The following is a 12,237-nucleotide window of genomic DNA, read 5'->3' as shown; positions in this document are numbered from 1 at the left end:
GTTACTTTGCTCCAGCAGTAGCGGATTCATACCAGGAGGCGAGAAGCTGGCGCTCCTGGTCGGTCACTCCGGTCACATTGGCGGGCGGCATGGCATGGGAGCGACCGGCCTGCAAATAGATTTCACGCGCATGAGCGGCGATTTCCCGATCCGTTTCAAGCGTCACGCCCTTCGGCGGCGTGATCATGCCTTCCCAACCCGGCTCCGCCGCATGGCACATGGCGCAGCGTCCCAAAACGGTATCCCGCACTTTGCCAAAGTGCGGGTCCGAGATGAAAGTTTGCTGTAAAGCGGAAACCTTCTGTTCTTCCGGCTGGCCGGTCAGAATCTTCGGTGCGGTGGAAAGCCACATGATGATGATGAACAGGATGACCGTCACCAGCCAGGTCCATGTCGGCTTGCCCTTGCGAGCATGCTGGGTGTTGAACCAATGGCGGATCGTAACACCCATCAGGAACACCAGCGAGGCGATGATCCAGTTATACTGCGTGCCGAAAGCCAGTGGATTGTGGTTCGACAGCATCAGGAACAGAACCGGCAGCGTCAGATAGTTGTTATGCGTCGAGCGCTGCTTGGCGATCTTGCCATATTTCGGATCGGGCTTGCGACCGGCGATGAGATCGGCCACCACGATTTTCTGGTTCGGGATGATGATCATGAACACGTTGGCCGACATGATCGTCGCCGTGAAAGCGCCCAGATGCAGGAAGGCCGCGCGGCTGGTGAACAGATGCGTATAGCCCCAGGCCACGAACACCAGCACCGCATAGAGCATGACCATCAAAAGCGTGTCGCTCTTGCCCAGCATCAGCTTGCAGATGGTGTTATAGGCGACCCAGCCAAAGGCCAGGGAGGCGATGGAAATCGCGATGGCGACCGGAACCGACACATCGAGCACATTCGGATCGATCAGGTAAAGATCGGCGCCCGTGTAATAAACGATGCAGAGCAGCGTGAAGCCCGACAGCCAGGTGGCGTAGGATTCCCATTTGAACCAGGTGAGATGTTCCGGCATTTCGGCTGGAGCAACCAGATATTTCTGGATGTGATAGAAACCACCGCCATGGACCTGCCATTCCTCGCCATGCGCACCAACCGGCAAGCCGGGACGCTGGCGCAGACCGAGATCAAGCGCGATGAAGTAGAAAGACGAGCCGATCCACGCAATCGCGGTAATGACATGCAGCCACCGCGCTGCGAAGCCCAGCCAGTCCCAGGCTACGGCAAAATCATACATCAGGCACTCCCATTGTTCGCCCCATTGTTCGTTATCTTATTATGTGCCAAAGCTTTGCGTCCGAGGGAACGTCACAACACGACCATCACTTTCAAAAAAAACTAGACAATCGTGGAGGGGACGCATGTCTTATCTTGATAATCTGCGCGTTTTCGTGCGCGTTGTCGAATTGGGAAATCTTTCTGCCGCCGGGCGCGACCAGCGCGCCTCTCCGGCGGTTGCGAGCAATCGAATCAAGGAGTTGGAGAAGCATCTTGGCGTCCGGCTCTTCAACCGTACCACGCGCAAGCTGACGCCGACCGAGCATGGCCGCATATTCTATGACGGCGCTTTGAAAATCCTCGAAGCAGTCGATGAGGCGGAAGCAGCCGTCGCGGAACTTGCGAAAAATCCCAAGGGATCGATTCGCATCACCGCGCCTTTGGGGCTTGGCCGCAGGCTCATCGCATCGGGCATTCCGGAGTTTCACGACAAATATCCGGATATCGAAGTGCGCCTGAGACTATCTGACCACGAGATCGACATTATGAGCGAAAGCGTGGATGTCGCCTTCAAACTCGGTGTTCTGGAAAACTCCAACTTGCGCATGCGCGGCATCCTGAATTGTGAGCGCGTGATCTGCGCCGCCCCGCAATATCTTGAAAAACATGGGATTCCGCAATCACCGGAAGAGCTGCTGGGCGACACGCATGACTGTTTGCTGCTGCGTTTTCCGGGGTCGAAGGAATATTACTGGTCGCTGCAAACATCGGAGGGTCTTCGCAAATTCGAAGTCACCGGGCCTTATGATTCCGATGATGGCGACGTATTGACGCAATGGGCGCTGGGCGGGCGCGGCATCATCAACAAGCCGCTGTTCGAGGTGAAGGAATATCTCCGCGACGGTCGGCTGGTGCCGCTTCTCGAAAGCACGCCGCCAGCACCGATCCAGCTTGCCGCGATCTATCCGCACAAGCGTTTTCAGGACCCGAAGGTGCGTCTGATCATCGATTTCATGACGGAGCGCTGCCAGCGGCTCATACGGGAAGCGCTGGCTTAAACAGGCTGCGAGACCTTGCTCGCGGTCAAAACGGCGGTCAGCACTTCGGCCGCCGCAAGGGCTGCAATGACTTCCGGCCGTTTGTCCTTCACGACCGCACCGCCGACCGGGCAGATGAGCTCTTCAAACAACTCGTCGCTGCCGAATTCGCGGTTCAACCAATTTTTGAAAGTCGCCTTCTTCGTCTTCGAGCCGATCATGCCGACATAGATCGCATCGCGGCGTTGCAGCGCCTCGGCGGCGATCAGAAAATCAAGCGCATGATCATGCGTCAGAATGATAAACGCACTGCTAGGCGGCGCGGAACGCACCACCTGTTCCGGCATGGCCGCGAGGCAAGTTTCGACGCCCGGCGCGTCAACAGCCATAAGCTCCGCCTCGCGCGTATCCACCAGCACCACCCGCACCGGCGTCAGCGACAGCGCATAGGCCAGCGCATCGCCGACATGGCCTGCGCCGAAGACATATACATGCGGTCGGGTGGCGATTTCCGCATCGATCTTGCCGACCAGTTCATCGGCGAGGCCGCGATTGACGCGTCTGAAACTTAAAGCCACGCGCCCGCCGCAGCATTGGCCGATTTCGGGGCCCAGAGGCACATCCATCGGGGAATCGCGACCGCCAGCGAGTATTTTCCGGGCGTGGTCGATGGCCATATATTCGAGCTGTCCGCCGCCGATGGTGCGGAAGATCATATCGCGGGCGACGAGCATCCATGCCCCGGCATCGCGGGGCGCAGAGCCCTTCACGTCCGCCACCTCCACCAGCACGCTGTCGTGGCGACGGTTCAGGAATGCCCTTATATCGTCCCGCCTGCCCAGCGTGCCGCGGCTCATAGTGTTACCCCTTTTGCGCGCGCAGCCGCTCAATGGCCATCAGCACACGCTCAGGCGTGGCTGGCGCATCGAGACGCGGGCTGATCTTGTGATCGGCAACGCTCGCCACCGCATCCGACAGCGCATAAAGCACCGACATGCCGTGCGGCAGCGGCGGCTCGCCCACCGCTTTCGAGCGATGGATGGTCGGCTCATAGGCTTCCGACCAGTCGGTCAGCGCGACATTGAAAATCTTGGGCCGGTCGGATGCGAGCGGGATCTTGTAGGTGGACGGCGCATGTGTGCGCAGCCGTCCCTTGTCGTCCCAGACAAGTTCCTCGGTGGTGAGCCAGCCCATGCCCTGCACAAAGCCGCCTTCGATCTGGCCGATGTCGATGACGCGATTGAGCGAGCGTCCGGTATCGTGAAGAATATCGGTTCGTTCCACCACATATTCGCCGGTCAGCGTATCGATAGAGACTTCCGAGCAGGCCGCGCCATAGGCGTAATAATAGAACGCATGGCCTTTACCCTTGGCCCGGTCCCAGTGGATTTTCGGCGTCTTGTAGTGCCCGGCGGCGGAAAGCTGCACGCGCCCGATATAGGCCTGTTTCACCAGCTCATTAAAGCTGATCTCCTGATTGCCGACGCGAATGCGGTTGGGCAGGAATACAACCTGATCTTCCGGCACCCGATATTGCTCGGCAGCAAAACGGATCAGCCGCTTCTTGATCTGGCGCGCGGCATCCTGCGCGGCCATGCCGTTGAGATCGGCACCCGACGATGCCGCCGTCGGCGCAGTGTTCGGCACCTTGGCGGTGGTGGTCGCGGTGATCTTCACCCGGTCGATATCGATCTGGAATTCTTCCGCCACGACCTGCGCCACCTTCATATGGAGCCCCTGCCCCATTTCGGTGCCGCCATGGTTCATATGCACCGAGCCGTCATTATAGACATGCACCAGCGCCCCCGCCTGATTGGACTCGGTCTTGGTGAAGGAAATGCCGAATTTCACCGGCGTCAGCGCCATGCCGCGCTTCACGGTGCGGCTTTTGGCGTTGAATTCGCGGATAGCCTCACGGCGCGCAGCGTAATCGGCGCTTTCTTCCAGTTCCGCGACAATGCGCTGGATGATGCAGTCTTCCACCTTCTGGTGATAGGGTGTGACGTTACGAGCGCCACCCTCGGTACCCATCGCGTCGTAGAAATTGAGCTTGCGGATATCGAGCGGGTCCTTGCCAACCGCAAAGGCCACTTCCTCAATGACACGTTCGGCACCAACCATGCCCTGCGGGCCGCCAAAACCGCGAAACGCCGTGTTGGACACGGTATTGGTATAAAGCGGCGCGGATTGCGCATGCACTGCCGGGAAGAAATAGGCATTGTCGCAATGAAACAGCGCGCGGTCACCGACCGGTCCCGAAAGGTCGGCGGAAAAACCGGCATTAAGCGCAAACATATAATCGACGCCCAGAATATTGCCTTCGTCGTCGAAACCGACCTCGTAATCGATCATGAAATCATGACGCTTGCCCGTGGCGGTCATGTCCTCGTCGCGGTCGAGACGGATTTTCACCGCGCGCCTGTGCTTCTTGGCGGCGATGGCGGCAATGGCGGCCCATTGATTGGCCTGCGTTTCCTTGCCGCCGAAGCCGCCGCCCATGCGGCGCACCTCGACCGTGACCGCATGGCTCGGCACACCCAGCGCATGGGCGACCAGATGCTGCGTTTCGCTCGGCCCCTGCGTGGAGCAATAGATGGTGACGTCTTCATCTTCACCGGGAACGGCCAGTGAAGCCTGGCCCTCAAGATAGAAATGGTCCTGACCGCCGACCATCATGCGGTTCTTGACCTTGCGCGGGGCCTCGTCGATGGCCTTGCGGGCATCGCCGCGATTAAGCGTCAGCGGCGTGAAGACCAGACGGTCTTTTGCGCCGTCGAGACCGGCAATGGAAAACAGGCCGGGCATTTCCTCATATTCGACTTTGGCCAGACGCGCGGCGCGGCGGGCCTGATCGCGGGTGCGACCAATCACGGCAAAGATCGGCTGGCCATGAAACTGCACCTTATCGACCGCGAAAATCGGGTCGTCGTGCATGCCCGATGGCGAAACGTCGTTTTCGCCGGGAATGTCCCGCCAGGTCAGCACATCAACCACGCCGGGCGCTGCACGCACGGCGGCAAGGTTGATAGACTTGATATTGGCATGGGCCACCGTCGCAAGGCCGATGCCGACATGCAGCGTGCCTTCGGGTTCGGGAATATCGTCGATATAGACCGCCTCGCCCGTCACATGCTTATGCGCGGAATCATGCTTCTGGTCGGTGGCGACACCACCTTTTATAGCTGCGGCTTTGATCGTGCTTGCAGGATGTTTGTTCATGCCTGCCTCCTTCAGACCGCTTCTTCGATATGCTGAGCGCGCAAGGGTTCGGCTTGCCCTTGCGTTTCGGCATAGAAGCGGCGCAATAAATTCTTCGAGACCATCAGACGATAATCCGCCGTGGCGCGCATATCGCTCAAGGGCTGATAATCCTGCTCATAGAAACCGATGGCGGCTTCAACCGTCTCTTCGGTCCATGGCTTGCCGAGCAGTGCGGCTTCAACCGCAAAGGCGCGTTTTGGTGTCGCCGCCATGCCGCCATAGGCGATGCGAATGGAAGCGACCTTGCCTGCCGCATCGAGCACCATGTGGAATGCGCCGAGCGCTGCGGTAATATCTTCCTCGAAACGCTTGGACACCTTGTAGATCGCAAAGTGGTTGTCTTCCGCCGGGATCGGCACATGCACCGCCTCGACGAACTCGCCGGGCTGACGATCCTGCTTGCCATAGGCGATGAAGAAATCTTCCAGCGGAATGGTGCGGCGGCTATCGCCCTTGCGCAGCGTCAGCCTTGCGTTGAGCGCGATCAGCGGCGGTGGGGTGTCGCCGATGGGCGAACCATTGGCGATATTACCGCCGATCGTGCCCATATTACGCACTTGCTCGCCACCGATGCGGTTGATGAGTTGCCCAAGCTGCGGAATGCGCTTGGCAAGGAAAGCGAAGGCCTCCGTATAGGTCACGCCCGCGCCAATGGTGACGACATTGTTGTCCTCGGTGATCGCCCGCAATTCGGTCAGATGGCCGATAAAGACGACCGGAGAAATATCGCGCATCATTTTTGTGACCCAGAGGCCCACATCGGTGGAACCGGCCACCACGGTCGCCTTCGGTTCATTGGCGAGGACTTGCGCGAAATCATCGAGGTCAGCAGGCACCACCAGACGGTCCTTGCCATCGCCGACTTCGACCCGCGAACCGTCGCGCATGGAATTCAACTGTTCCAGCACATGGGCGCGTTCTGCCGCCAGCGGGTCTTCCGTCGTATTGCCGTAGTCGGAAATGGCGCGGGCGGCGCGAATGATCGCCTCATAGCCGGTGCAGCGGCAGAGATTGCCTTGCAGCGCCTTTTCAATGGCCGGATCGGCGGGCTTCGGATTGCGCATCCACAGCCCGTAAAGCGACATGACGAAGCCCGGCGTGCAGAAGCCGCATTGCGAGCCGTGGAAGTCGATCATCGCCTTTTGCACCGGATGCAGGCCGCCATCGGCCCCGCGCAGATGCTCGACCGTCACCACATGGCAGCCATCCAGCGAACCGACGAAACGAATGCAGGCATTGACGCTTTCATAAACCAGTTCGCTGCCCGCGATCTTGCCCACCAGCACCGTGCAGGCGCCGCAATCGCCTTCGGCGCAGCCTTCCTTGGTGCCGCGCAGCTTGCACGACAGGCGCAGATAATCGAGCAGCGTTTCCGTTGGCGAAACCCGGTCGAGTTCAACCCGTTCGCTGTTGAGAAGAAAGCATATCCTGTTTCTCACAGACTGAACCATAATGCTCAGCTCCCGCGATAGGTCGAATAGGAAAAAGGCGAAACCAGAAGCGGCACATGATAATGCGCCTTTTCATCGGAAACACCAAAGCGCAAAGGCACGACGTCAAGGAACGGCACGCCGTCTTCGTCCTTGCCAAAATATTCGCCGACATGAAACAGGAGCTCATAGGAGCCGCGTTGCAGGTCGCCATTGGCCAGCAGCGGCTCACCGCTGCGCCCGTCCTGATTGGTGCGGATTTCCTTGACGCTGTGCGGCGTGTGATTCTCGATCCGGCGCAATTCGATACGCAATCCCGCAGCAGGCTTGCCGCTGACCGTATCGAGAACATGTGTCGTCAAACGACCTGTTCTGCCCTCATCGCCGTGATGTCCCTGACCCATTTGCACTCCTGACCGCTTGCGTGATTCTCCGGCCATTAACAGCCGAACCGCCGCAAGTTGCTGATTTTACTCGGTTTGCCAGTGCTGTTTTTGCAATGAAAGCACATTTTTATGGCAGACCGGCGGCGTTCCCGCTTTTGTTCCCATCGTGAAGTATTCCGCCTTATGCGGCATTAAGAAAGAGCTTTCTCATTGGATGTCTTTCAAAATTTTGAAGGGGAATTCGGTGCGCAAATCTTTATTATCATGGACCAAATAACAGAACCCAAAGGGATGTTTGGAAGGGGATGTATGGCATGAGCTATCCACGTAATCTGATCGGCTATGGCCGCAACACGCCAGATCCGCGCTGGCCCGGCGGGGCCAATATAGCCGTCCAATTCGTGGTCAATTATGAAGAGGGTGCGGAAAACTGCATTCTCGACGGCGATGCATCCTCCGAATGCCTGCTGTCGGAAATCGTCGGTGCACAGGCCTGGAACGGCCAGCGCAACCTGAACATGGAATCCATCTACGAATACGGTGCGCGTTCCGGTTTCTGGCGTCTGTGGCGCGCCTTCACGCGGCGCAACATGCCCGTCACTGTCTATGGCGTGACGCTGGCCATGGCGCGCAATCCCGAAGCAGTCGCTGCCATGAAGGAAGCCGACTGGGAAATCGCCAGCCACGGCCTGCGCTGGTGGGAATATAAGGACGTGCCGGAAGAAGTGGAGCGCGAGCATATTCGCGAAGCCGTGCGCCTGCACACGGAAGTGACTGGCTCGCGTCCGCTCGGCATTTATCAGGGCAAGCCGTCCGACAACACGCTGAAACTGGTGATGGAAGAAGGCGGCTTCGTCTATTCAGCCGATTCCTATGCGGACGAGCTGCCCTATTGGGTCAAGGGCCCGAAAGGCCCGCATCTGATTGTGCCCTATACGCTCGATGCCAACGACATGCGTTTTGCAACGCCGCAAGGCTTCAATTCCGGTGACCAGTTCTACACCTATCTGAAGGACGCCTTCGACGTGCTCTACCGCGAAGGCGCAGAAGGCGCGCCCAAGATGCTCTCCATCGGCCTGCATTGCCGTCTGGTTGGACGTCCGGGTCGGGCAGCCGCCCTTGAACGTTTCCTCGACTATGTCCAGAGCCACGACAAGGTCTGGGTTGCCAAGCGCATCGACATTGCCAATCACTGGCACGAACACCATAAGCCAAAAGTGGCCGATGTAGTGCCATCCCAAGCCAGCAAAGCCGATTTCGTGGCCCGTTACGGCAGCATTTTCGAGCATTCGCCGTGGATCGCCGAGCGCGCCTATGATGCCGGCTTCGGTGCCGCTGAGGACACGGCCTCCGGTCTTGCCGCTGCGATGACGAGAATCTTCCGCGCCGCCTCGCCCGAGGAGCGGCTTGGCGTTTTGAATGCCCACCCGGATCTCGCCGGCAAGCTGGCGCAGGCCAAACGCCTGACGGCGGAATCCACCGCCGAACAGGCCGGTGCCGGGCTCGATGCACTGACCGATGCGGAAAAGCAGACTTTCACCGAACTGAACGACGCCTATACGCAGAAATTCGGCTTTCCCTTCATCATTGCCGTGAAGGGGCGCAACAAACAGGAAATCCTCGGCACGTTCCAGCGCCGCGTCGCCAATGACCGCGATACGGAATTCGCCACCGCTTGCGCGCAAGTCGAGCGTATCGCCCTTCTCCGGCTGAAAGATATTCTGCCAGAAACGCTTTATTGATCAGGAACAGACAATGACCCGCACTTATTTCGCACCGACCGGTGGGTTGCCACCGCAGACGCAGCTTCTGACCGACCGCGCCATGTTCACGGAAGCCTATGCGGTTATTCCGAAAGGCACGTTCAGCGATATCGTGACGAGCTTCCTGCCTTTCTGGGAAAAGACGCGTCTATGGGTGATAGCCCGCCCTATGTCGGGTTTTGCCGAAACCTTCTCGCAATATATCATGGAAGTGCAGCCCGGCGGCGGCAGCGACCGCGCCGAGCTTGATGACACGGCGCAAGGCGTGTTGTTCGTGGTCGAAGGCGAAGTCACCGTCACCGTCGCGGGCAAGACCCACACGCTGACCGAAGGCGGCTATGCCTATCTGCCGCCGAAAAGCGGCTGGAGCCTGCGCAACACGGCCAGCGCGACCGCGCGTTTCCACTGGGTCCGCAAGGCCTATGACTATGTGGACGGGCTTAATGTGCCGGAGCCGCTCTTCCTCAACGAAAACGACATCGCCCCCTCGCCCATGCCCGACACCAATGGCGTTTGGGCAACGACGCGCTTTGTCGATCCGAACGATCTGCGCCACGACATGCATGTCACCATCGTGACGCTAGAACCGGGCGGCGTGATCCCCTTTGCCGAAACCCATGTCATGGAGCACGGCCTCTATGTGCTGGAAGGCAAGGCGGTCTACCGGCTCAATCAGGACTGGGTGGAAGTGGAAGCCGGTGATTTCATGTGGCTGCGCGCTTTCTGCCCGCAGGCCTGCTATGCAGGCGGTCCGGGCAAGTTCCGCTATCTGCTTTACAAGGATGTGAACCGTCATATGAAACTGTCGCGATAAGCGTAAACCGCAACAGGTATCCGGCCAAAGCTGGCTGGATACCTGCTCACTGCAACGCCCAACCCGCTATTTTCAAGCAAACGTTGCAGTGAAGACTATATTAGACTTCGATAACCTTTTAAGATTATTCGAGCAAACAAGATATTTTGATGGGATTGCAGTTGAACGCCCTCCTGATTTATGCTCAATAAATCTCCAAAGCCGCCTCTTTTGAGCAGCAGGCTTCGGATGATTGTTTTTTAGAGAGAAATATATTTATGAAAAACCATCGCGCGCTCGGCCTTGCTTGCACGCTGTCAGCACTTCTCGCAGCCCCTGCCTTTGCAGCCCCCCTTCCGGGCGGTGCAAACAGCTTGCAGGAAACCTATCAGGACTGGACCGTCTCCTGCCAGACGCAGAAGGACGCGTCCACCTGTGCTATCCGCCAGGAGCAGAACAGCTCTCAGACCGGCCAGCGCGTCTTGACCGTCGAGCTGCGCAATGTGGCGGGCGGAAAGGTCGACGGCGTCATCCTGATGCCGTTCGGCCTTGATATCGGCAAAGGCGCAACCATCAAGGTTGATGAGGCCGCTGGTCCGAATCTGGCATTTTCCACCTGCCTTCCGCAGGGTTGCCTTGCACCGGTCAGCTTCGACCCCAAACAGGTTGCGGCCATCAAGGCGGGTGCCAATATCAACGTGACCGCGACGGCGCTCAGCCCAAGCCAGCCGGTCGCCTTCAAGATTTCCCTGAAGGGTTTCGGCAGCGCGCTTGATCGCATTATTGCTCTGACGAAGTAATCGCAAAAGCGAGAACGCGGATACGGTATGATATCCGCAGCATGCAACTATGCCGCACGACCTTCAGGCCGTGCGGCATTTTTGTTTTATGCCAGTGTTCTGGAAATATGGGCCAGATGCCTGCGCCAGCGCAGGGTCATCATCACCGCAACGATGCCAAGCCCGGCGGCAAGGCCGAGCCAAATGCCCTGACCGCCCATGCCGACCTTGAAGGCGAGCAGCGCGCCAAGCGGCAGGCCGACGCCCCAATAGCCAAGCAGCGCCAGAAACATCGGAACGCGCGTGTCGCGCATGCCGCGCAACATGCCCGCCGCGACCGCTTGCGCGCCATCGACCGTCTGAAACAGGGCGGCCAGCGCAAGAAAGCTGACGGCCAGTTCCATCACGGGCAGATTTTCCGGATCGTGCAGATCGAGAAACACGCCGATGAACAGACGCGGGATCAGGATCATCAGAAGGCCCATGATCATCATGAAGCCGACGCCCAGCGCATAGGCGCTCCAGCCTGCATAGGCGACGGCTTTAGGATTGCCCGCGCCATAAGCGCGCCCCACCCGCACGGTCGCCACCTGCCCGAAACCGAGCGGCACCATGAAGCTCAGCGATGCGATCTGGATCGCCACCGCATGCGCCGCCATGGCGGTCGGGCTGATCCGGCCCATCATGACCACCGCCGCATAGAAGATCGAGGTTTCAAACACGAAGGTCAGCGCCATCGGAAAGCCAATGCGCCACAGCTCGCGCAGACGCGGCCAGTCAGGACGCCAGAAGCGACCGAACAGGTGATAGCGCCGGAAGCGGCGATGACGCAGCGCGATCACCGCCATGCCGAGAAACATCATCAGGCTGGAAAGTGTCGTCGCAATACCTGCGCCATGCAGCTCCATGCGCGGAAAGCCGAAATGACCGAAGATCAGCGTCCATCCGGCAAGCGCGTTGAAGCCGATCGCAGCACCTGCAATCAGCAGCGTCCACATGGGCTTTTCCATCGCCGCGAAGAACGAGCGCAGCACGATGTAGAACAGATAGGGCAACAGCGCCCATTGCAGCGTGTGCATGAAATCGGTCGAGCGTGCGGCAATATCCGGCTGCTGGCCGAGGAACAGGAATATCTCCTCGCAATGCCACAGCACGACCCAGATCGGGATCGAGATGATGATCGCCGTCCAGAAGCCCTGACGGACCGTGCGGCGCACATCGCGCACCGAATGGCGGTTCTTGCCAAGCGCGATGGCGATCATCGGCATGACCGCGGAAACCAGCCCCATCGAGAAGATGACCAGCGTGTGGTAGAAGCTCGTGGCGAGCAACGCCGAGGCGAGCGTATCCTTGCCGAGACGCCCGATGAAGATCACGTCGGTTGCCGTCAATGCGGCTTGCGAAACATTGGTCAGGATCAGCGGCCAGCCGAGCTTCAGCGCCGCCGAAAGTTCCCTGCCCCAGCGTTGAACGCTGTTCTGATTGGGCTCATGAAAGCCCGCATTGGTTGTACTGCTCACATTCCACTCCCCTGAATCATCCGAGGAGCCGTCACTCCGCCGGACAATTC

10 protein-coding genes are annotated in these 12,237 nt (G+C 59.1%); 4 read left to right on the top strand and 6 right to left on the bottom strand.

Features of this window, described 5'->3' with window-relative positions:
* Nucleotide 1 precedes the first annotated feature (1 nt).
* Entirely contained in the window at nucleotides 2-1,237 is a 1,236-nt protein-coding gene (locus tag HWD97_RS11905) for a urate hydroxylase PuuD (RefSeq protein ID WP_121537290.1), read from the bottom strand.
* 124 nt (nucleotides 1,238-1,361) lie between these two features.
* Between HWD97_RS11905 and HWD97_RS11900 the strand changes: the two genes are divergently transcribed.
* A complete protein-coding gene (locus tag HWD97_RS11900) occupies nucleotides 1,362-2,276 on the top strand; it encodes a LysR family transcriptional regulator (protein ID WP_121537288.1) in 915 nt (304 codons plus the stop codon).
* Here the strand turns inward: HWD97_RS11900 and xdhC are convergent.
* From xdhC to uraH, 4 genes are read right to left on the bottom strand one after another with little or no spacing between them, the layout of a single operon-like run.
* On the bottom strand, nucleotides 2,273-3,112 hold the full coding sequence (gene xdhC, locus HWD97_RS11895; RefSeq protein WP_371835038.1) for a xanthine dehydrogenase accessory protein XdhC: 840 nt from the start codon (nucleotides 3,110-3,112) through the stop codon (nucleotides 2,273-2,275). The two genes, HWD97_RS11900 and xdhC, sit on opposite strands and share 4 nt — an antisense overlap.
* A gap of 4 nt (nucleotides 3,113-3,116) precedes the next feature.
* On the bottom strand, nucleotides 3,117-5,474 hold the full coding sequence (gene xdhB, locus HWD97_RS11890; protein WP_121537284.1) for a xanthine dehydrogenase molybdopterin binding subunit: 2,358 nt from the start codon (nucleotides 5,472-5,474) through the stop codon (nucleotides 3,117-3,119).
* An 11-nt stretch (nucleotides 5,475-5,485) separates the two neighbouring features.
* Nucleotides 5,486-6,967: a xanthine dehydrogenase small subunit gene (gene xdhA, locus HWD97_RS11885; RefSeq protein ID WP_121537282.1), complete on the bottom strand. Its 1,482-nt coding sequence runs from the start codon at nucleotides 6,965-6,967 to the stop codon at nucleotides 5,486-5,488.
* 5 nt (nucleotides 6,968-6,972) lie between these two features.
* Entirely contained in the window at nucleotides 6,973-7,350 is a 378-nt protein-coding gene (uraH, locus tag HWD97_RS11880; RefSeq protein ID WP_121537280.1) for a hydroxyisourate hydrolase, read from the bottom strand.
* A 296-nt stretch (nucleotides 7,351-7,646) separates the two neighbouring features.
* Between uraH and puuE the strand changes: the two genes are divergently transcribed.
* From puuE to HWD97_RS11865, 3 genes are all read left to right on the top strand, one after another.
* Nucleotides 7,647-9,074: an allantoinase PuuE gene (puuE, locus tag HWD97_RS11875; RefSeq protein WP_121537460.1), complete on the top strand. Its 1,428-nt coding sequence runs from the start codon at nucleotides 7,647-7,649 to the stop codon at nucleotides 9,072-9,074.
* A 13-nt stretch (nucleotides 9,075-9,087) separates the two neighbouring features.
* Nucleotides 9,088-9,909 carry a bifunctional allantoicase/(S)-ureidoglycine aminohydrolase gene (locus HWD97_RS11870; RefSeq protein ID WP_121537278.1) on the top strand — a complete coding sequence of 274 codons (822 nt, stop codon included), beginning with the start codon at nucleotides 9,088-9,090 and terminating at the stop codon, nucleotides 9,907-9,909.
* Nucleotides 9,910-10,166: 257 nt separating this feature from the next.
* Nucleotides 10,167-10,688, top strand: a complete 522-nt coding sequence (locus HWD97_RS11865) for an invasion associated locus B family protein (protein WP_109368382.1) — start codon at nucleotides 10,167-10,169, stop codon at nucleotides 10,686-10,688.
* 86 nt (nucleotides 10,689-10,774) lie between these two features.
* On the opposite strand, the gene HWD97_RS11860 is transcribed toward HWD97_RS11865, so the two are convergent.
* Complete coding sequence (locus tag HWD97_RS11860; protein ID WP_109368381.1) at nucleotides 10,775-12,187, bottom strand: MATE family efflux transporter; 1,413 nt, start codon at nucleotides 12,185-12,187, stop codon at nucleotides 10,775-10,777.
* Nucleotides 12,188-12,237: the final 50 nt, after the last annotated feature.

This window comes from Ochrobactrum sp. C6C9, from assembly GCF_022627935.1.
Classification (GTDB): domain Bacteria; phylum Pseudomonadota; class Alphaproteobacteria; order Rhizobiales; family Rhizobiaceae; genus Brucella; species Brucella teleogrylli.
Note: the sequence above shows the minus strand (reverse complement) of the source record. Positions and strands in the feature narration are given on the sequence as shown.

Coding starts and splice junctions, on each gene's coding strand:
- xdhB (WP_121537284.1), bottom strand. CDS start 5,474: ATGAACAAACATCCTGCAAGCACGATCAAAGCCGCAGCTATAAAAGGT.
- HWD97_RS11865 (WP_109368382.1), top strand. CDS start 10,167: ATGAAAAACCATCGCGCGCTCGGCCTTGCTTGCACGCTGTCAGCACTT.
- HWD97_RS11905 (WP_121537290.1), bottom strand. CDS start 1,237: ATGTATGATTTTGCCGTAGCCTGGGACTGGCTGGGCTTCGCAGCGCGG.
- xdhA (WP_121537282.1), bottom strand. CDS start 6,967: ATGGTTCAGTCTGTGAGAAACAGGATATGCTTTCTTCTCAACAGCGAA.
- HWD97_RS11870 (WP_121537278.1), top strand. CDS start 9,088: ATGACCCGCACTTATTTCGCACCGACCGGTGGGTTGCCACCGCAGACG.
- xdhC (WP_371835038.1), bottom strand. CDS start 3,112: ATGAGCCGCGGCACGCTGGGCAGGCGGGACGATATAAGGGCATTCCTG.
- HWD97_RS11900 (WP_121537288.1), top strand. CDS start 1,362: ATGTCTTATCTTGATAATCTGCGCGTTTTCGTGCGCGTTGTCGAATTG.
- puuE (WP_121537460.1), top strand. CDS start 7,647: ATGAGCTATCCACGTAATCTGATCGGCTATGGCCGCAACACGCCAGAT.
- uraH (WP_121537280.1), bottom strand. CDS start 7,350: ATGGGTCAGGGACATCACGGCGATGAGGGCAGAACAGGTCGTTTGACG.